This window comes from Kribbella sp. NPDC023855 (genome assembly GCF_040639475.1).
GTDB lineage: Bacteria > Actinomycetota > Actinomycetes > Propionibacteriales > Kribbellaceae > Kribbella.
The window spans coordinates 145,700-165,314 of record NZ_JBFAAA010000001.1; the positions used below are offsets into that span (position 1 = coordinate 145,700).

Genomic DNA, 19,615 nt, shown 5'->3' on the forward strand with positions numbered 1-19,615 from the left:
CAGCGGCTCGGCCCACCCGACACCACCGCCCCGGCAGGACCAGAACAGCAGACGCAGTTCACAGAGAACCCGCGGGGGCAGGGTCGCTCCCGCGGCGATGGAAGGGTCGAGATGGACGGTGCCGAGCGCGGAGCGGAGGGACGCCACGTCCCGGTGATGCTCGATCGCGTCATCGCCCTGCTCGCCCCGGCTCTCCAGCACAGCGGTGCCGTCCTCGTCGACGCCACCCTCGGCCTGGGCGGCCACTCCGAAGCTTTCCTGCAGCGATTCCCCGAGCTCCGCCTGATCGGGCTCGACCGCGACCCTGAGGCCCTGCGGCTCACCGGCGCGCGACTGGCCCCGTACGCCGAGCGCACCACGCTGGTGCACGCCGTGTACGACGAGCTGCCGCGCGTGCTCGCCGATCTCGGCGTCCCCGCGATCGACGGCATCCTGTTCGACCTCGGCGTCTCCTCGATGCAGCTGGACGAGGCCGACCGTGGCTTCGCCTACTCGCAGGACGCGCCGCTGGACATGCGGATGGACAGCACCGCGCCGACCACGGCGGCGGACATCCTCAACACCTACAGCGCGGCCGACCTGGCCCGGATCCTGTTCCAGTACGGCGAGGAGAAGTTCTCCCGCCGGATCGCGGACCGGATCGTCAAGGCCCGCGAGACCGAGCCGTTCACCAACAGTGCCCGGCTGTCCGAGCTGGTCCGCGACGCGATCCCGCAGGCGGCCAGGCGGACCGGGGGACACCCGGCCAAGCGGACCTTCCAGGCACTGCGCATCGAGGTCAACGGCGAGCTGGAGGTACTGCGGCGCGCCCTGCCCGCGGCGGTCGCGGCGCTCGCGCTGCACGGCCGGATCGTGGTGATGAGCTACCAATCGCTCGAGGACCGGATCGCCAAGCAAACGCTCGCGGCCGCGGCCAAGAGCGACGTACCGGACGACCTGCCGGTGATCCCGGCGGGTCATGAACCGTATCTGAAGCTGCTCACGCGAGGAGCCGAGAAACCGACCGATGAAGAGGTCGCGCAGAACCCACGGGCCGCCTCGGCCCGGGTCCGCGCGGCAGAGCGCGTTCGCGAGAAGGGGTTGGTGGCCTGATGAGCACAGTGTTCAGCCCGTCGAAGGCACGGGTCACCCCCGCGCCGGCGTCCAGGCCGGAGCCGAAGCTCCGGGTCGTCTACGGAGCGCCGTTCCGGCCGCCGCGGATGCCGTTCGTGCTGTTCGTGGTGGCGTTGCTGGCGGCCGGCCTGGTCGGCCTGCTGCTGCTCAACACCGAGCTGCAGCGCGGCACGTTCCAGGTGACCAGCCTCAACACGCAGGCGGATCAGCTGCGCGACCAGCAGGAGCAGCTGGAGCGGCAGGTTCGCACGCTGGAGTCGCCGCAGAACCTGTCGGACCGCGCGAAGAAGATGGGCATGGTGCCGAACCCGAACCCGGTGTTCCTGCAGCTGTCCGACGGCAAGGTGCTCGGCGTACCGGCCGAGGGCAAGGCGGTGAAGCCCAAGCCGGTCGTCAAGCCACCGGCCGCCACCACCAAGCCACCGGTGACGACCAACAAGCCGGCCACCAACACGCCCGCCACCAACAAGCCGGCGACTAACAAGCCGGCGACCAACAAGCCGGCGACTAACAAGCCGGCCACCAACAAGCCCGCGACCAACAAGCCTGTGACTGGGGCAACCACAACGACCGGGGGATGATCGGATGACGGAGCGACGGGGCAGCGAACCGCCACGGAAGCGTGGCGGTGACCCCGGCCGGGACAACCCGCGCCGTGCCACCCCGCCGCGCCGCCCGTCCGCTACTGACAGCACCCGCTCCAGTACTCCGCGCTCCGGCCGGGCAGGTCCGCCGCCCGACAAAGAAGGACGCAAGCCGGTCGGTGGGACTCGCAAGGCCACGGGAGAGCCTCGCAAGTCCGCAAGCCGCGCCGGAGAACCCCGCAAGGCAGCAAGCCGCAATGGCGAGCCCAGCAAGTCTGCACGCCGCAATGGAGAGCCGCGCAAGGCTGCAGGCCGCCCACGGAAGGCTGCCGCGGATGCAGCGCGGTCAAAGCGGGCAGACGCGCCCCGGCGTACCGCGAAGGCTGCGGCCGACGCACCGCGCCGTTCTGCGAAGAAGGCTGCTGCCGCGCGCCCTGTGAAGGCTGCCAGCGGAGCACCCCGCCGGAGTGGAGAGCCGCCACGCAAGCGCAGCAGCAGCGGCAGCGGGCCGAGGAAGCGCCCGCCGCTGAACCGGCGCCCACCGCGCAAGCCGAAGGTCAAGAAGCCGCCACGCACGCTGAAGTTGGGCCGCCCGACCCTGCGGTTGCGGCTGACGTTCGGCGTGATGGCCTTCGTGCTGTCGCTGTTCGCCGGCCGGCTGATCCTGCTGCAGGGCGTCGACCCGGACTCCTACGCGCTCGCCGCGACGAAGGAGAACACCAAGCCGTTCGAGCTGCACGCCCCACGCGGCGACATCGTGGACCGGACCGGCGTCCCGCTGGCGGCGTCGGAGGAAGCGGTGGCGATCACCGCCGACCCGATGCAGACCGGCCCCGTCGCGGCCCAGCTGGCCACCATCCTGGCCGCCAAGCTGCCCGGTACGACGTACCCCAAGCTCTACGCCGACCTGACGCTGAAGAAGCGTTACGTGCTGCTCGCGAACAAGGTGAGCCCGCCGACCTGGAACGAGATCGAGGCGGAGATCAAGCGGCAGAACGTCGTGATCAACGCGCAGAACAAGGGCAAGCCGAAGGACGCCAAGGCGCCGCTGCTGGCCGGCCTGTTCACCGAGTCGGACCCGATCCGCAGCCATCCGCTCGGCACCGTGGCGGCCGGCGTGGTCGGTGCGGTGGGCAAGGACGGCAAAGGCCTGGCCGGTCTCGAGTACGGGCTGAACGACAAGCTGTCCGGCACCGACGGCAAGGCGATGTACGAAGTCGATGCCAAGGGCAACAAGATCCCGAACGCCGACCACACCGTCCAGGAGCCCAAGCCCGGGGTCGGTGTGCAGCTCACCCTGGACTCCGACCTGCAGTGGGTCGCGGAGCAGCGGATCCAGGATGCGGTCACGGAGTGGAAGGCCGAGTCCGGCACGGTGGTCACGATGGACGTGAAGTCCGGCGAGATCCTGGCGATGGCCAACTATCCGTCGTACGACCCGGACAAGGCGCTGTCGCCGGGGGCGATGAAGAATCCCGCGCTGGACCGCGTCTACGAGCCGGGCAGCGTGCAGAAGGTCGTCACGATGGCCGCCCTCGCCGACGCCGGGGTGATCAAGCTCGACACCAAGCTCGACGTGCCCGGCACCCTCATGGTCGAGCGGCACAGGATCAAGGACCACTACCCGCACGGCAACGAGAAGCTGACCATCTCCGGGGTGATCGCGAAGTCGTCCAACGTCGGCACCATTCTGGCCGCCCGCGAGATGCCGACCGCGCAGTTCGTCCACTACCTGAAGGACTTCGGCTTCGGTGAGCCGACCGGGCTGAAGTTCCCCGGCGAGACCCGCGGCCTGATGCCGCCGGGTGACGAGTGGGACGAGCTGACCAAGGCGACCGTCTCCTTCGGTCAGGGCCTGGGCGCGAACGCGGTCCAGATGACCGCTGCGGTGAACGCGGTCGCCAACGGCGGCGTCTACGTGCCGCCGAAGCTGGTCAGGAACTACCTCGATGCCGACGGCCACGAGATCCCGAGTCCGGCGGCCACGCCGCCGCACCGGGTGGTGAGCGAGGAAGCCGCCAAGACGGTCACGACGATGATGGAGTCGGTGACCTCGCCCGGGGGTACCGCACTCCAGGCCGCGATCGCCGGCTACCGGGTGGCCGGTAAGACCGGGACGGCGCAGCAGACGGACCCGTCGTGCGGCGTCAAGTACTGCAAGTGGGCGACTTCTTTTGCCGGATTCGCTCCGGCCGACAACCCGCGCTTCGTGACGTACGTCGTACTCCACAACCCGGACAACGGACGGGGTGGTGGCATGCAGGGAGGCCCGGTGTTCCGCGACGTGATGAGTTTCGCGCTGCAGAAGTACGCAGTTCCGCCGACCGGCGCGAAGCCACCGCACACCCCGCTGACCTGGTGACGCCGGGTCAGGTAGGTGTCACCGGGCCCGGAGCGGTAGCCTCTGGGCCCGTGTCCACCCCAACCGCCGCAGGCGGAGCCGTTGCCGCGATCAGGCCGCAACGGACCGTGCCGGTCGGCCTCGCCGACCTCGCCCAGACCGCCGGAGCCCAGACCGCCGGAGCCGAGGCCCCGACGGAGCTCGCCGACGTCTCCGTGACCGGCGTGTCACTCGATTCCCGGTCGATCCTCCCCGGCGATCTGTACGCCGCCCTGCCGGGTGCGCTGACCCACGGAGCCGCCTTCGCCGCGAACGCCGCGGCAGCCGGCGCGGTCGCAGTACTGACCGATCCCGACGGTGCGGAGCGGGCTCGAGCCACCGGCCTGCCTGTGCTGGTGGTCGCCAAGCCGCGCGACGTGCTCGGTGCGGTCGCCAGCCGGATCTACGGCGAGCCGACCAGTGGGCTGCGGCTGCTGGGCGTCACCGGCACCAACGGCAAGACGACGACCAGCTACCTGCTCGACGCCGTACTGCGCACGCTCGGCCAGTCCGCCCTGATCGGCACGATCGAGACCCGGATCGGCACCGAGGCGGTCAAGAGCGCCCGGACCACGCCGGAGGCCACCGACCTGCAGGCCCTGTTCGCGGTGATGCGCGAGCGCGCCGTCGGGTGGTGCGCGATGGAGGTGTCCAGCCACGCGCTGGCGATGGGCCGGGTGGACGGGGCCCGGTTCGCGGTAGCCGGGTTCACCAACCTGACCCAGGACCACCTCGACTTCCACAAGACGTTCGAGGAGTACTTCGCCGCGAAGGCGTCGCTGTTCACCCCGGAGCGCTGCGACCTGGCCGTGGTGAACATCGACGACGAGTACGGCCGCCGCCTCGCCGCGCAGACCGTCGTACCGCTGGTGACCGTCTCGACCACGCGCGAGGCCGACTGGACTGTTGCTGGGACGCACCAGTCGGAACACGGCACGACAGTGATCGATATCCAGGGGCCGGGCGAGACGCTGACCGTCGAGATCGGGCTGCCGGGTGACTTCAACGTCGCCAACGCCCTGCTGGCGACCGCGATGCTGCGGCAGATCGACGTACCGGCCGAGGCGATCGCCGCCGGGCTGCAGAACGCCGCCGTACCGGGCCGGATGGAGACCTTCACCAGGGCCGACGGCCTGAGCGTGATCGTCGACTACGCGCACACGCCCGACGCGGTCGAGCTCGCCCTGCGCGCCGCGAGGACCGCTACCAAGGGCCGCCTGTACGCCGTGGTCGGCTGTGGCGGCGACCGCGACCCCGGCAAGCGGCCCGCGATGGGCGCCGCGGCGGCCCGGGCCGCGGACGTGGTGATCGTCACCGATGACAACCCACGCAGCGAGGACCCGGCAGCGATCCGTGCGGTGGCGATCGAGGGCGCGCGAGCCGCAGTGCCCGGCGTGAACCTGCAAGAGGTCGGCGACCGCCGGCAGGCGATCGCCACCGCGATCGAGCTGGCCGGACCCGGCGACACCGTGGTGGTGCTGGGCAAGGGCCACGAGACCGGCCAGGACGTCGGCGGCGTGATCCACCCGTTCGACGACCGGCAAACCGTTCGCGAGCTGCTCGCGGCGACCCCGGAGGCAACCCTGTGATCCCCGTCAGTTGTGGTCAGATCGCCGAGGCGGTCGGTGGTGAGCTGGCCGGCGTCGATCCGTCGGCCGTGGTCGGCGCCGGCGTCGAGATCGACTCGCGCAAGGTCGTCGCGGGCGGGCTGTTCGTCGCCCTCGTCGGCGAGCACGTGGACGGGCACGAGTACGTCCCGGCGGCGACCGCGGCGGGTGCGACCGCGTCGCTCACCACCCGGCCGGTCGAGGGCAGCCCGTGCATCGTCGTCGCCGACGCGCAGAAGGCGCTCGGCGAGCTGGCCCGGTTCGTCATCGCGCAACTGCCCGACCTGACCGTGATCGGCCTGACCGGTTCGCAGGGAAAGACCAGCACCAAGGACCTGATCGCCCAGCTGCTCCAGCCGTACGGCGAGACGGTGGCGCCGGTCGGTTCCTTCAACAACGAGCTCGGCCACCCGCTCACCGCGCTGAAGGCGGATCTCCAGACCCTCTACCTGGTCGCCGAGATGGGAGCCCGGCACGTCGGTGACATCACCTATCTGTGCCGGATCACGCCGCCGAAGGTCGGGCTGGTGCTCAACGTCGGCTACTCGCACATCGGCGAGTTCGGCAGCCGGGACGCCATCGCCGCCGCGAAGGGCGAGATGATCGAGGCCGTCCTGCCGGGCGGTACCGCGGTCCTGAACGCGGACGACGAACGCGTCGCCGCGATGGCGAGCCGGACCAAGGAGACCGTGGTCACCTGGGGCCAGGCGCCGGATGCCGACGTCAAGGCCGGCGGGATCAAGCTCGACGAGCTCGGCCGGGCCGGGTTCACCTTGCAGCTCGGCGGCGAGGAGCACGCAGTACAGCTCCAGCTGATCGGCGAGCACCACGTCGCGAACGCGCTCGCCGCCGCGGCCGCAGTACAGGCTGTCGGGTTGACGCCGGCCCAGATCGCCGACGGGCTCAACGCCGCGACGCTGGTGTCCAAGGCGCGGATGGAGCTCACCCGGCGGCCGGACGACGTCACGATCATCAACGACGCCTACAACGCCAACCCCGACTCGGTCCGGGCCGCGCTCAAGTCGCTGGTCGCGATCGGCCGGAGCCGGGGCGCCCGCACCTGGGCGGTGCTCGGCGAGATGCTCGAGCTGGGTGACAGCAGTACCGAAGAGCACGACGGGATCGGCCGGCTGGCCGTCCGGCTGGACGTCAACCGCCTGGTCGCGGTGGGCGAGGGAGCCCGGCCGATCCACCTGGGCGCCTCCCTGGAAGGATCGTGGGGCAACGAGTCGGCGTTCGTGCCGACCATCGAGGACGCGCTGGAGCTGCTCCGCGCCGAACTGCGGCCGGGAGACCTGGTGCTGGTGAAGTCGTCGAAGGCGGCAGGCCTCAGACGGCTGGCCGACGCGTTGCTCGAGGAGGCTTCGCAGTGATCCAGATCCTGCTCGCGGGCGCCGTGTCGATGGCGCTCACGCTGCTCGGCACGCGGCAGGCGATCAAGCTGCTGGCCAAACGCGGTTACGGCCAGGAGATCCGCGACGACGGCCCGACCTCGCACCACACCAAGCGCGGTACGCCGACGATGGGCGGCACCGTCTTCATCGTCGCCACCATCGCCGGGTACTTCGTGGCGAAGCTGTTCACCGGCAAGCCACCGAGCGCCTCGGCCCTGCTGGTGCTGTTCCTGTTCGCCGGGATGGGCGGGGTCGGCTTCCTGGACGACTTCATCAAGATCTTCCGGCAGCGCAGCCTCGGCCTGCGCAGCAAGGCGAAGCTGGCCGGACAGACGCTGGTCGCGGTCGCCTTCGCGATCCTGGCGCTGCAGTTCCCCGACGCCCGCGGCCAGACGCCGGCCTCGCCGTTCATCTCGTTCATCCGCGACATCTCCTGGCTGCACCTGGTGCCGGTGCTGGTGGTGATCTGGATCCTGCTGCTGATCGCGGGCATGTCGAACGGCGTCAACCTCGCCGACGGTCTGGACGGTCTGGCCACCGGCGCCTCGATGATGGTCTTCGGCGCCTACACGCTGATCTGCATCTGGCAGTCCAACCAGAGCTGCCTGACCGCGCCGGGGATCAAGTGCTACGAGGTCCGGGATCCACTGGACCTGGCCGTGGTCGCGGCCGCGCTGACCGGCGCGCTGTTCGGCTTCCTGTGGTGGAACGCGTCGCCGGCCAAGATCTTCATGGGTGACACCGGTTCGCTGTCGCTGGGTGGCGCGCTGGCCGGGTTCGCGGTGATGACCCGGACCGAACTGCTGGTGCTGCTGCTCGGTGGCCTGTTCGTCATCATCACCGCCTCGGTGATCCTGCAGGTCGGCTACTTCAAGCTGACCAAGGGCAAGCGTTTGTTCCGGATGGCGCCACTGCACCACCACTTCGAGATGCTCGGCTGGGAACAGGTCAACGTGGTGATCCGGTTCTGGATCATCTCCGGCCTGTGCGTCGCGACCGGGCTCGGGCTGTTCTACGCGGAATGGGTGGCGCAATGAGCCTCACGACACGGACCGACGACGGCTGGGTGGCAACGCGGTTCGTCGTACTGGGCTTCGGTACCGCGGGTTATGCGTGTGCCGACTCGCTCCTGCAAGCCGGTGCCGAGCATGTGACCGTGCTCGACGACCGGGACACCGAGGCGCTGCGCGAGAAGGCCCAGATCCTCGAGACACTGGGCGGCACCATCAAGCTCGGCCCGGGCAGTACTGCGGAACTTCCGGGTGACGTCGAGATCGTCGTCACCTCACCGGGCATCCCGCCCCACGCACCTTTGCTCGCAGCCGCGGTCGAGCGGGGGATCCCGGTCTGGAGCGAGATAGAGCTCGCCTGGCGGCTGCGTGATCCCGCCAACGCGGCGCCCTGGTTGTGCGTCACCGGCACCAACGGCAAGACCACGACGGTCCAGATGCTGACCTCGATGCTGACCGCGGCCGGCCACCGTGCCGTTGCCGCGGGCAACGTCGGGCTGCCGCTGCTGGAGGTCGTGATGGACCCCGAGCCGTACGACGTGATCGCGGTCGAACTGTCCAGCTACCAGCTGCACTTCACCGACTCGATGTCGGCGCACTCGGCCGCCGTACTGAACATCGCGCCGGACCACGTCGACTGGCACGGCTCGATGGACGCCTACGCGCTGGCCAAGGGCAAGATCTTCGAGAACTGCCAGATCGCCTGTATCTACAACGTCGCCGACCCGGCGACCGAGCAGCTGGTGGTGGACGCCGACGTGATCGAGGGCTGCCGCGCCATCGGCTTCACCCTCGGTACGCCGGCCATCTCGATGGTCGGCCTGGTCGACGACCTGCTGGTCGATCGCGCCTTCGTCGAGCAGCGTGCCAGCTCGGCACTCGAGATCGCTGCTCTGTCCGACATCACCCCACCCGCACCGCACAACGTGGCCAACGCGCTCGCGGCGGCCGCGCTGGCCCGGTCGTTCGGCGTACCGGCGAGTGCGGTGCGCGAAGGGCTGCGGGTGTTCCGGCCGGACGCGCACCGGATCGCGTCCGTCGGTGAGGTTGCCGGGATCAACTATGTGGACGACTCCAAGGCGACCAACCCGCATGCCGCCCAGGCCTCGCTGCTGGCCTACGAGCACGTGGTGTGGATCGCCGGCGGGCAGGCGAAGGGAGCGACCTTCGACGAGCTCGTCACCGCGGCCAGGGAGCGGTTGCGCGGTGTCGTGCTGCTCGGCCAGGACAAGGCCGTGATCGCCGAAGCACTTGCCCGACACGCGCCGGATGTCCCGGTGATCATCGTGGAGGCAACGGACACTGGTGCCATGGAGACCGTGGTGGGGGAGGCGACGAAGCTGGCTCAGGTGGGGGACACCGTGCTGCTCGCGCCCGGCTGCGCCTCGTGGGACATGTTCGCCAACTATGGAGCCCGCGGAGACGCCTTCGCCGAAGCCGTACTGCGGCTGGGCGACAACTGATCCGGAGGTGATCGCATGACGACGATCACGGATCAGCCGAAGAAGAAGCCGAGCGCGCCCGAACGCCCCTGGCTGGCGGCGATCAAGGACGTGCTGGACCGGCCGCTGACGTCGTACCACATCCTGCTCGGCGCGACCGGATTGCTGCTGGTTCTCGGGCTGCTGATGGTGCTGTCGGCCTCGAGCGTGCTGTCGCTGCGCTCGAACGGCAACAGCTACACGATTTTCTACCGCCAGCTGATCTGGGTCGGCGTCGGTCTGCCGATGGCCTACGTCGCGTCCCGGATGACGCCGCGGCACTTCCGGATGCTCGCGTACGTCGCGCTGCTGGGGTCGGTGTTCCTCCTCGTCCTCACCTACATCCCTGGCCTGGGCAAGAACGTGAACGGCAACACCAACTGGGTCAGCTTCGGCGGGCCGCTGCAGTTGCAGCCGAGTGAGTTCGCGAAGCTCGCGCTGGTGATGTGGTGTGCGGATCTCTATGCCCGCAAGCAGAAGCTGCTCACCCAGTGGAAGCACCTGCTGGTCCCGATGGTGCCGGTCTGCGGTCTGGTGATCGCGCTGATCGTCGGCCAGCGCGACCTGGGGACGTCGCTGGTGCTGATGGCCGTGATGATCGGGATGATCTGGGTGGTCGGTGCGCCGACCAGGCTGTTCGTGGCGATGATGCTGGCGGTCGGCGCGGTCGCGGCGTTCTTCGTCGGCCAGGAGAGCTACCGGATGCAGCGGGTCACCCAGTTCATGGACCCGTTCGCGGACCCGAGCAACGTCGGCTGGCAGGCCTACCACGCGTTCTACGCGCTCTCCACCGGTGGCTGGTGGGGTGTCGGTATCGGCAACAGCCGGCAGAAGTGGGGCAACCTGCCCGAGGCCCACACCGACTTCATCTTCGCCGTGATCGGCGAGGAACTGGGCCTGATCGGTTCACTGACCGTGCTCGCGCTGTTCCTCACGCTGGCCTACGTCGGCGTCCGGATCGCGACCCGGAACACGGACCCGTTCGTCCGCTATGCGGCCGCTGGGATCACGGTCTGGCTGATGGCTCAGACGCTGGTCAACCTGGGCGCGGTGATCGGACTGCTACCCATCGTGGGTATCCCGCTCCCGCTTTTGTCGTACGGTGGGTCCGCACTGCTGCCGTCGCTGATCGCGGTCGGCATGCTGCTGTCCTTCGCGAAGGCCGAACCCGGCGCGCAGGCCGCCCTCAAGGAGATCCGGCGGCCTCGGCTCGGATGGATGTCTTCGTGGCGCACACCTGGCCGTACTGGCCGTGAGAACACGCGGGAGCGTTGAAAGCTGTGCCGAGTATCGTCCTGGCCGGTGGTGGTACCGCCGGCCATACTTCCCCCCTGATCGCTACCGCCGACGCCCTGCGCCGGATCGACCCGACCATCGACATCATCGCGCTGGGCACCGAACGGGGACTCGAGGTCCGCGTTGTCCCGGAGGCGGGGTACCGGCTGGAGCTGATCCCGCCTGTCCCGCTGCCACGCAAACCCACGCCGGCGCTGTTCGCCGTACCGGGCAAGATGCTCAGCTCGGTGAGCGCGGCCCGCAAGGTGCTCGACGAGGCCAAGGCCGACGTGCTGGTCGGCTTCGGCGGCTACGTGTCGATGCCGGCGTACGTCGCCGCCTGGCGCCGCAAGACCCCCATCGTCGTGCACGAGGGCAACGCGCTGCCGGGTATCGCGAACAAGTTCGCCGCCCGCTACTGCACCCAGCACGTCGCGACCTCCTTCCCGGGCACGGATCTCCCGCACGCCTCGTACGTCGGCCTGCCGATCCGCCGCGCGATCTCCACCCTGGACCGGGCCGCGTTGCGGGCCGAGGCGCGGCAGTTCTTCGGGCTCGACCCGGAGGCGCCGACCCTGTTCGTCACCGGCGGCTCGCAAGGCGCCCAGCGGCTGAACGAGGCCTTCGCGGGGGCCGCGGCGGACCTGCAGGCGGCAGGCATCCAGGTGCTGCACGCGATCGGGCCGAAGAACTCGCTCGAGGTCGCGCAGACAGATGGGTACCCGTACAAGGTGCTGCCCTACGTCGACCGGATGGACCTGGCCTACGCCGCTGCGGACCTGGTGGTCTGCCGGTCGGGCGCGAACACCGTCACCGAGGTCTCCGGCGTCGGCCTGCCTGCCATCTACGTTCCGTTGCCGCACGGTAACGGTGAGCAGGTGCTGAACGCCAAGCCCGTGGTCGATGCGGGCGGCGGTCTGGTGGTCGACAACGCCGCGGTGACCCCGGAGTGGGTGCGCGCGACGGTTCCGCAACTTCTGCACGACCCGGCGCGTCTGACAGCCATGTCCACTGCTGCCCGCGGCGTGATCCGTACCGACGCCGACGACCGGTTGGCCAACATCATCCTCGATGTGGTGAGGTCTGCCTCGTGATCGTCACCGCACCTGACACCCATCTGCCCGCCGAGAAGCTCGGCCGGGTGCACTTCGTCGGTATCGGCGGCGCCGGGATGTCCGGGATCGCCAGGATCATGGCGGCTCGTGGGATCGAGGTCTCCGGTTCGGACGGCAAGGACAGCAAGGTGCTCGGCGCGTTGCGCGCGCTCGGCGCGACCTGCTGGGTCGGTCACGCCGCCGAGCACGTCGCCGAGGCGGACACCGTGGTGGTCTCGACCGCCATTCGCGAGAACAACCCCGAGGTCGTCGCCGCCCTGGCCGCCGGGATCCCGATCCTGCCCCGGGCCGCGGCGCTGGCGTCGGTGATGGTCGGCCGGCGCACGATCGCCGTGGCCGGCACGCACGGCAAGACCACCACCACCTCGATGCTCACCGTCGCGCTGCAGCACTGCGGCGCGGACCCGTCGTACGCGATCGGCGGGAATCTCAACGAGTCCGGCTCGAACGCTCACGACGGCAGTGGCGACCTGTTCGTCGCGGAGGCCGACGAGTCCGACAAGTCCTTCCTGACCTACGCCCCCGAGGTGTCGATCGTCACGTCGGTCGAGCCGGACCACCTGGACAACTACGGCGACGAGGCCAGCTACCGGCTCGCGTTCGAGCAGTTCTGCGACCGGCTGATCCCCGGCGGCTTCATGGTGATCTGCATCGACGACGCGGGCGCCCGCAAGCTGGCCGAGTTCGCCCGGGCGCGCGGGATCGACGTCCGCACGTACGGCGAAGCGCCGGATGCCGACACCCGGGTCACCGAGATCAGCGCGACCGGGGCGACCCAGTCGTTCGTACCGGTGTTCCGCGGCCGCAAGCTGCCGATCGTGAAGCTGCAGCAGGCCGGCAAGCACAACGCGCTGAACGCCGCGGCGGCGCTGACCGTCGGGCTCGGGCTGCGGTTCTCCGCCGCGGATCTGGCCGAAGGGCTCGCGTCCTTCACCGGCACCGGCCGGCGGTTCGAGTTCAAGGGCCTGGAAGACGGCGTCCGGGTCTTCGACTCCTACGCGCACCACCCGACCGAGCTCGCCGTCGACCTGACCGCGGCGCGCACGGTGGCGGGGGAGGGGCGCGTGATCGCCTGTTTCCAGCCGCACCTGTTCAGCCGGACGCGGATCTTCGCGACCGAGTTCTCCGAGGCGCTGGCCCTGGCCGACGAGGTCGTCGTGATGGACGTGTTCGCGGCCCGCGAGGACCCCGAGCCCGGGATCACCGGCGCGCTGATCGCCAACCACGTTCCGCTGAAGCCGGAGCAGGTCCGGTTCGAGCCGTCCTGGTCCGCCGTACCGCGGCTGGTCGCGGACCTGGCCGAGCCGGGGGACCTGGTGGTCACCCTCGGCGCCGGCGACGTCACCCTGATCGGTCCCGAGGTGGTCGACCTGCTGGCCGAGCGCGCGGCGCTCGCGGCGGCGGCCGGGGAGTGATCCGGTGGTGAGCGGGGGATGAGTCAAAGCACTGACCTTGCCCGGGCACAGGAGCGGTTCGCGCGCCGGCAGCGGTTGGTGCGCTGGCGCGGCTGGTTGCCCTGGGCGATCGGTGGCCTGGTCGTCCTGCTCGGCGGGATCACTGTCTGGTTGTTCTACTTCTCCTCCGTGCTGGCGGTCTCCGGGGTCAAGGTGGCCGGTGCCGACACGGTGCCTGAGGCAACGATCACCCAGGTGGCGGCGGCCCCGATCGGTACGCCGCTGGCCAAGGTGGACCTGACCGCGATCGCCGAACGGGTGCGGACCATCCAGTCGGTGGCGGACGCGCAGGTGACCAGGGCCTGGCCGAACCAGCTGAAGATCGTGGTGACCGAGCGCGTCGCGGTGGTGGTCGTCACCGATGGCAGCAACTTCGAGCTGGTGGATGCGACCGGGGTGGCCTTCAAAACCGTGCCGGCCAAGCCGGACGGCCTGCCCGAGGCGCTGGTGGTCGGGACGCGGCGCCAGGTCACCATCCGTTCGGTGGTGACGGTCTCGGCGGCCCTGCCGGCCACGCTGCGGTCGCAGGTCGAGTCGATCTCGGCGACTTCACCTGACTCGATCACCCTGAACCTCGGGTCGAAGGTGAAGGTCGTCTGGGGCAGCGCCGATGACAGTGAGCGCAAGGCCGAAGTACTCAGCGTGCTGATGAAGCGTGATGCCAAGGTGTACGACGTCTCGGCGCCCGATCTCCCTGTCACCAAAGGGGAAAAGAAGTGAACGTGCCCACATCGGGCACACATCGCACGGCGGGCGGCGAGGCGCGTGGACATTGCCGGAGCCACTCCCGTAGCGTTCGAGGAAATCTAGGCTTGACATATCTATAACCATCCACTTGAGGTACAGGCTTTTCCGGCTGCCGGACAACGGGGATCGGTGAGCGGAAGGGTCCGAGGCAGCGCAGCTCGGACGGCCAACCGGCCACAACGGGAACAGAACGAGGCGAGAGGCGCGGACGTGGCGGCACCGCAGAACTATTTGGCACTCATCAAGGTCGTCGGCATCGGCGGAGGCGGCGTCAATGCCGTGAACCGGATGATCGAGCACGGTCTGAAGGGCGTTGAGTTCATCGCCATCAACACCGACGCCCAGGCGCTGCTGATGAGCGACGCGGACGTCAAGCTCGACATCGGCCGGGAGGAGACCCGGGGCCTCGGCGCCGGCGCGAACCCGGCGATCGGGCAGAAGGCCGCCGAGGACCACGCGGAGGAGATCGAGGAGGCGCTCAAGGGCGCCGACATGGTCTTCGTCACCGCGGGTGAGGGTGGTGGCACCGGCACCGGTGGCGCGCCCGTCGTGGCGCGGATCGCGCGCTCGCTCGGTGCGCTGACCATCGGTGTGGTGACCCGGCCGTTCTCGTTCGAGGGCAAGCGCCGCGCGACCCAGGCGGAGGATGGCATCGCCACCCTCCGTGAAGAAGTCGACACCCTGATAGTGATTCCGAATGACCGCCTCCTCACCATCTCCGACCGCGCCGTCTCCGTGCTGGACGCCTTCAAGCAGGCCGACCAGGTGCTGCTGCAGGGTGTCTCCGGTATCACCGACCTGATCACCACCCCCGGCCTGATCAACGTCGACTTCGCCGACGTCAAGGCGGTCATGTCCAACGCCGGCTCGGCGCTGATGGGTATCGGCTCGTCCCGCGGCGAGGACCGCGCGGTGGCGGCCGCCGAGGCGGCCATCTCCTCGCCGTTGCTGGAGGCAAGTATCGAGGGCGCGCACGGTGTGCTGCTGTCGATCGCGGGTGGCTCCGACCTCGGTCTGTTCGAGATCAACGAGGCGGCCCAGCTGGTCTCGGAGTCCGCGCACACCGACGCGAACATCATCTTCGGCGCGGTGATCGACGACGCGCTCGGCGACGAGGTCCGGGTGACCGTGATCGCGGCCGGCTTCGACGGCGGGATGCCGAAGCGCCGCGAGCAGGCGATGAACCAGGCCCGTCCGCAGAACCGGCTGCCCGCGGCCGGTGGCGACGTCGCCACCCAGGGGATTCCGCGCGCCAGCCAGTCGGAGGCGCACACGCAGGCCCAGCAGCCGGGCAACCAGCCCCCGCCGTACGGGACGGCTCCGGCGAACACCGCGAGCCAGGCGCCTGTCGCCGGGGCCGCTGGTCAGGGCGGCGACGCGGCTGGCCAAGGTGCTGCAGGCCAGGGCGGGGCAGGTCAGGGCAGCGCCGGCCAGAACCCTGGCGGTCAGACCGCTGGCAGTGCAGGCGCCCAGATTGCCGGCGGGCAAGGTGGCTTCGGGCAGGGTGCGCCCAGCTACCAGCCGCCGGCCGGTACGCCGGTGACGGATGACACCGTTCCGGTGCCGAACACCGACCAGAGTCGTGGCACCACCCACTCGGCCCGGCCCCAGGCGGGCGAGCCGGTGCGGACCCCGCAGCCGCAGACCAACCAACCGCCGGTGCCGCACACGCCGGCCCCGGCGCAGTCCGCGCCGACCCAGCACAGCTGGCCGACCACGGGCCCGTCGAACTCGCCGTCCTCGCAGCCGGCTCCGCAGCGTCAGCCGCGCAAGCCCGACAACGACGAGGACGAGCTCGACATCCCGGACTTCCTGAAGTAGCAGCGGCTTGAAGTAGTCAGCCGGTCGGCTCGGTCTGCTGCGGACGGTAGACCGAGACGACCACGCCGTACCGGGCCTCGCCCGGTCCGGCATCCTGCAGCTCGTGGACCAGCTCGGACAGCCGGGTCTGGAGTTCCGCGGCCTGGGCATCGGTCAGCCGGACATTGCGCAGATGCAGCATCGGCTGCCCGCTCGCGGACTGCAGGTCGGCCGCCACGGCCTGCAGGGCGACCGGCGCGTTGGCGCGTTCGCCCTCCCCGGTGAAGTCGAACACCTTCGCCGCTCGCTGGTAGTACTGCTCGGTCCCGCCCCGCACCTGCCGCGTCTCGACGACGCGGACCATCCCGGCCTCGCGCAGTACGCCGAGATGATGCGCGACGTTGCCCTTGGCCGTCGCGAGCGCGGTCGCCAGCTGGCTGATCGTCGCCGGCTCCTGCCCGAGCGCGAACAGCAACCTGTGCCGCAACGGGTGCCCGAGCGCCTTGAACTGCGCCGCGGTCGAAACCTCGAGCCGGTCGGCCATCTCGTCTGCCATGAGATCAAGCGTCAATAGTTCTTGACGCTTTGTCAATCCCGATGGTTCACTCCTCGGCATGACTCCCGAGGAAATCCGCTCAGTGATCAACCAGCTCGCGACCCTGGTCGCCGAACGCTATGTGTTCAGAGACGTCGGCGCCGAGGTCGCCGATCGCCTGACCAAGGCGGCCGAGGCCGGCTGGTACGACGAACTGACCGAGCCCGCACAGTTGGCCGCGCGGGTGACGGCTGACCTGCAGGAGGGGAACGGGGACCTGCATCTCCGGCTGAAGTTTCACGTCGACGAGGTGGTCGACGAGACCGATCCGGTCGCGGAGGACGCGGACTGGCGGCGCCGTGCCGACCAGTCCGCGGGTGGGATGGCCCGGGTGGAACGGCTGACCGGAAACGTCGGGCTGCTGGAGATCCGGCCCTTGCTCTTCGACCCCCGGCACGCCGGTGCTGCTGTGACGGCGGCGATGTCGTTGCTGGCGGCAACTGATGCGCTGGTGATCGACCTGCGCCGCTGTGTGGGTGGGGCGCCGGACATGGTCGCCTTCGTGTGCAGCCACCTGTTCGACGACGAGCCGGTTCACCTGAACGATCTGGTCAAGCCGGCCGACGGCACGGTTCGCCAGTACTGGACCGTCCCGCACGTGCCCGGCCCACGGTTCGGCGGCAGCAAGCCGATCTGGGTGCTGACCAGTCCGGCCACCTTCTCCGGTGGCGAGGAGCTGGCCTACGACCTGCAGCAACTGGGCCGGGCGCGCCTCGTCGGCGAACGGACCGGTGGCGGGGCCCATCCACGCGACGGCGTCAAGCTCCACCCACATCTGGAGGCCACGATCCCGGTGCTGCGCGCGATCAACCCGATCAGCGGGACGAACTGGGAGGGCGTCGGGGTGGCGCCCGACGTGGAGGTGCCGGCCGCCCATGCGTTCACCGAGGCCTATCGCCAAGCGCTCGACCACGTCCTCGCCCTTCCCGACGGCCCGGGCCGGCGGGCGCTGAACGAGGAGGCGAACGAAGCACTGGCCGGACTGGTGGAGCAGGCGGGATAGCCTTCCAGTGTGTTCGGTTACGACGAGGTTTTCGATGGGGTCCGCTTCGCCTTCACCGATCGCTTCGGGGGAGCGAGCCGGCCGCCGTACGGCGAACTGAATCTCGGCAGCGCCCAGGGGGACGAGGCCGACGCGATCGCGGAGAACTTTCGTCGGCTCGGTGCCGCGTTCGGGGTCGCGGCCGACGGAGTGGTCCGGGTCAGCCAGGTGCACGGCAACGACGTTCATGTCGTGCGACCCGGTGACGAGCTGCCGGTGCGGCCGATGCCGCGAGCCGACGCGTTGGTCACCACCCGGACCGATGTGGCCCTCTGCGTCCGGGCCGCCGACTGCCTTCCCGTGTTGCTCGCCGACCAGGCCAATGGCGTGATCGGCGCCGCCCACTCAGGACGGCGCGGCCTGTACGCCGGCGTCGTACCGGCGACTGTCGAGGCGATGCGGGCCTTAGGTGCGGAGCGGATCACCGCAGTACTCGGGCCGTACGCGTGTGGCAATTGCTACGAGGTCCCGGAGGAGATGCGCGCCGAGGTGGCCGAGCGAGTCCCGGCCGCGTACGCCGAAACGAGTTGGGGGACACCCTCGATCGACGTGGCCGCGGGAGTCGCGGCCCAGTTGGCCGAGCTCGACTGTGCCGTCGTCGACGCGACCAGCTGCACGATCGAGTCGGAGAACCTCTACTCGTACCGGCGCGAAGGTCCCGTCAGCGGCCGGCTGGCCGGACTCGTCAGGCTGGCTTCATGACCACCACCAGTACGCCGGGCCGCGAGGCCGAGCTCCGGGACAACCTGTCGGCCGTGCGCGAGCGGATCCGGGCGGCCTGCGTGGCGGCCGGGAGGCCTGAGGACGCGGTGACCCTGGTGGCGATCACCAAAACCTTCCCCATCAGCGATGTGCGGGCGCTGACGGAGCTCGGCGTACGGGATCTGGGGGAGAACCGGGAGCAGGAGCTCAAGGCCAAGGCGCCGGACTGCCCGGACGTCACCTGGCACTTCGTCGGGCAGTTGCAGTCGAACAAAGCCCGTTCGGTTGTCCGGAATGCGTCTGTACTGCATTCGGTCGACCGGTCGTCGCTGGTGAAGGCGCTGTCCCGGGCAGCCGTCGACGAAGGCCGGGTACTGCGCTGTCTCCTGCAGGTGAGCCTGGCGGAGTACGGGCCGGAGGAGGCTGCCACGGGTAGGAGTCGTGGTGGCGTCGAGCCGGCCGCAGTACCGGAGTTGGCCGCGGAAGTGGCGGCAGCGGAGGGGCTGGAGTTGGGCGGAGTCATGGCCGTGGCTCCGCTCGGCTCGGACCCCGACGAAGCGTTCGGTGGACTGGAAGTAGTAGCCTGTCGACTACGCTCCGAACACCCTGGAGCCGACTGGATCTCGGCCGGGATGAGCGGCGATCTGGAGGCCGCGATCAGGCGTGGGGCGACACACGTTCGGCTCGGGCGCGCATTACTCGGTACACGTACTCCTCTGGGCTAGTGTCGACATCGAGACTTCGACCGAAGGGCTGGAGGGCCATGAGCGGCGCGTTGCGCAAGATGGGTGTGTACCTCGGCTTGGTCGAGGACGGCGAGCGGTACAACGCGCGCTATGACGACGAGTACGACGACGGCTACGACGAGTACGAGGACGAGGCCGTCGACGGGGAGGCCGACGAGACCGAGGCGGTCATCGACCGTCGCGACGAGCAGGTCGGCACGGTCAGCAAGTTCCCAGAACGACGTGGCGTGACAGCTTCAGCCCCGGAGGTAACCGAGTTGGCCCGCATCACCACCGTGCACCCGCGCAGCTACAACGAAGCGCGAGTCATCGGTGAGCACTTCCGTGACGGCACGCCCGTCATCATGAACCTGACCGAGATGGACCACGCCGACGCCAAGCGGCTGGTGGACTTCGCCGCCGGGCTGATCTTCTGCTGCCGCGGTTCGATCGAGCGGATCACCACCAAGGTGTTCCTGGTCTGCCCGCCGAACGTGACGCTGGCCGCGGAGGAGAAGGAAAAGATTGCCGCGGACGGGTTCTACAACCAGAGCTGAGGACGCCGCTTCGGCCGTCTTCTACACTCGTGTC

At 69.7% G+C, this 19,615-nt stretch carries 16 protein-coding genes and 1 pseudogene; 16 read left to right on the plus strand and 1 reads right to left on the minus strand.

Annotation, left to right across the window (positions count from 1 at the left end; genetic code table 11):
- Positions 1–111: 111 nt before the first annotated feature.
- From rsmH to ftsZ, 12 genes and pseudogenes are all read left to right on the plus strand, one after another.
- A complete protein-coding gene (gene rsmH / locus AB0F51_RS00650; RefSeq protein ID WP_360271882.1) occupies positions 112–1,092 on the plus strand; it encodes a 16S rRNA (cytosine(1402)-N(4))-methyltransferase RsmH in 981 nt (326 codons plus the stop codon).
- Positions 1,092–1,694, plus strand: coding sequence for a hypothetical protein (locus tag AB0F51_RS00655; RefSeq protein WP_360271885.1), 603 nt, complete (start codon positions 1,092–1,094; stop codon positions 1,692–1,694). The genes rsmH and AB0F51_RS00655 overlap by 1 nt, the downstream gene beginning before the upstream one ends.
- Before the next feature lie 439 nt (positions 1,695–2,133).
- A complete protein-coding gene (locus tag AB0F51_RS00660) occupies positions 2,134–4,059 on the plus strand; it encodes a penicillin-binding protein 2 (protein WP_360271888.1) in 1,926 nt (641 codons plus the stop codon).
- 50 nt (positions 4,060–4,109) lie between these two features.
- A complete protein-coding gene (locus AB0F51_RS00665; protein ID WP_360271891.1) occupies positions 4,110–5,666 on the plus strand; it encodes a UDP-N-acetylmuramoyl-L-alanyl-D-glutamate--2,6-diaminopimelate ligase in 1,557 nt (518 codons plus the stop codon).
- The gene (murF, locus tag AB0F51_RS00670) at positions 5,663–7,057 is read left to right on the plus strand and encodes a UDP-N-acetylmuramoyl-tripeptide--D-alanyl-D-alanine ligase (RefSeq protein ID WP_360271894.1); all 1,395 of its coding nucleotides are present in this window, start codon (positions 5,663–5,665) and stop codon (positions 7,055–7,057) included. The genes AB0F51_RS00665 and murF overlap by 4 nt, the downstream gene beginning before the upstream one ends.
- Entirely contained in the window at positions 7,054–8,115 is a 1,062-nt protein-coding gene (gene mraY / locus AB0F51_RS00675; protein ID WP_360271896.1) for a phospho-N-acetylmuramoyl-pentapeptide-transferase, read from the plus strand. Before murF ends, mraY begins: the two co-directional genes overlap by 4 nt.
- On the plus strand, positions 8,112–9,551 hold the full coding sequence (gene murD / locus AB0F51_RS00680; RefSeq protein ID WP_360271899.1) for a UDP-N-acetylmuramoyl-L-alanine--D-glutamate ligase: 1,440 nt from the start codon (positions 8,112–8,114) through the stop codon (positions 9,549–9,551). Before mraY ends, murD begins: the two co-directional genes overlap by 4 nt.
- 15 nt (positions 9,552–9,566) lie before the next feature.
- Positions 9,567–10,844 (plus strand): putative lipid II flippase FtsW, encoded by a 1,278-nt coding sequence (gene ftsW / locus AB0F51_RS00685; protein WP_360271902.1) that lies wholly within the window; start codon positions 9,567–9,569, stop codon positions 10,842–10,844.
- 5 nt (positions 10,845–10,849) lie between these two features.
- Complete coding sequence (gene murG, locus AB0F51_RS00690; protein ID WP_360271905.1) at positions 10,850–11,938, plus strand: undecaprenyldiphospho-muramoylpentapeptide beta-N-acetylglucosaminyltransferase; 1,089 nt, start codon at positions 10,850–10,852, stop codon at positions 11,936–11,938.
- Complete coding sequence (murC, locus tag AB0F51_RS00695) at positions 11,935–13,374, plus strand: UDP-N-acetylmuramate--L-alanine ligase (protein WP_360271907.1); 1,440 nt, start codon at positions 11,935–11,937, stop codon at positions 13,372–13,374. The genes murG and murC overlap by 4 nt, the downstream gene beginning before the upstream one ends.
- Before the next feature lie 18 nt (positions 13,375–13,392).
- Entirely contained in the window at positions 13,393–14,133 is a 741-nt protein-coding gene (locus AB0F51_RS00700) for an FtsQ-type POTRA domain-containing protein (RefSeq protein ID WP_360271909.1), read from the plus strand.
- A gap of 156 nt (positions 14,134–14,289) precedes the next feature.
- Positions 14,290–15,339 (plus strand): annotated as a pseudogene (gene ftsZ / locus AB0F51_RS00705) (cell division protein FtsZ); the annotation flags it as partial.
- 658 nt (positions 15,340–15,997) lie between these two features.
- On the opposite strand, the gene AB0F51_RS00710 reads toward ftsZ, so the two are convergent.
- On the minus strand, positions 15,998–16,516 hold the full coding sequence (locus AB0F51_RS00710) for a winged helix-turn-helix domain-containing protein (RefSeq protein WP_360271912.1): 519 nt from the start codon (positions 16,514–16,516) through the stop codon (positions 15,998–16,000).
- A gap of 58 nt (positions 16,517–16,574) precedes the next feature.
- On the opposite strand from AB0F51_RS00710, the gene AB0F51_RS00715 reads away from it, so the two are divergent.
- Genes AB0F51_RS00715 through sepF form a run of 4 tightly spaced genes read left to right on the plus strand, consistent with a single transcriptional unit; the run spans position 16,575 to position 19,581 of the window.
- Positions 16,575–17,558: a S41 family peptidase gene (locus AB0F51_RS00715; protein ID WP_360271915.1), complete on the plus strand. Its 984-nt coding sequence runs from the start codon at positions 16,575–16,577 to the stop codon at positions 17,556–17,558.
- Between the two features lie 9 nt (positions 17,559–17,567).
- The gene (pgeF, locus tag AB0F51_RS00720) at positions 17,568–18,299 is read left to right on the plus strand and encodes a peptidoglycan editing factor PgeF (protein ID WP_360271917.1); all 732 of its coding nucleotides are present in this window, start codon (positions 17,568–17,570) and stop codon (positions 18,297–18,299) included.
- On the plus strand, positions 18,296–19,024 hold the full coding sequence (locus tag AB0F51_RS00725; RefSeq protein ID WP_360271920.1) for a YggS family pyridoxal phosphate-dependent enzyme: 729 nt from the start codon (positions 18,296–18,298) through the stop codon (positions 19,022–19,024). The genes pgeF and AB0F51_RS00725 overlap by 4 nt, the downstream gene beginning before the upstream one ends.
- 38 nt (positions 19,025–19,062) lie before the next feature.
- Positions 19,063–19,581 carry a cell division protein SepF gene (sepF, locus tag AB0F51_RS00730; RefSeq protein ID WP_360271922.1) on the plus strand — a complete coding sequence of 173 codons (519 nt, stop codon included), beginning with the start codon at positions 19,063–19,065 and terminating at the stop codon, positions 19,579–19,581.
- Positions 19,582–19,615: the final 34 nt, after the last annotated feature.

Coding starts and splice junctions, on each gene's coding strand:
- ftsW (WP_360271902.1), top strand. CDS start 9,567: ATGACGACGATCACGGATCAGCCGAAGAAGAAGCCGAGCGCGCCCGAA.
- AB0F51_RS00715 (WP_360271915.1), top strand. CDS start 16,575: ATGACTCCCGAGGAAATCCGCTCAGTGATCAACCAGCTCGCGACCCTG.
- rsmH (WP_360271882.1), top strand. CDS start 112: ATGGACGGTGCCGAGCGCGGAGCGGAGGGACGCCACGTCCCGGTGATG.
- murD (WP_360271899.1), top strand. CDS start 8,112: ATGAGCCTCACGACACGGACCGACGACGGCTGGGTGGCAACGCGGTTC.
- AB0F51_RS00725 (WP_360271920.1), top strand. CDS start 18,296: ATGACCACCACCAGTACGCCGGGCCGCGAGGCCGAGCTCCGGGACAAC.
- AB0F51_RS00655 (WP_360271885.1), top strand. CDS start 1,092: ATGAGCACAGTGTTCAGCCCGTCGAAGGCACGGGTCACCCCCGCGCCG.
- sepF (WP_360271922.1), top strand. CDS start 19,063: ATGAGCGGCGCGTTGCGCAAGATGGGTGTGTACCTCGGCTTGGTCGAG.
- AB0F51_RS00710 (WP_360271912.1), bottom strand. CDS start 16,516: ATGGCAGACGAGATGGCCGACCGGCTCGAGGTTTCGACCGCGGCGCAG.
- AB0F51_RS00700 (WP_360271909.1), top strand. CDS start 13,393: ATGAGTCAAAGCACTGACCTTGCCCGGGCACAGGAGCGGTTCGCGCGC.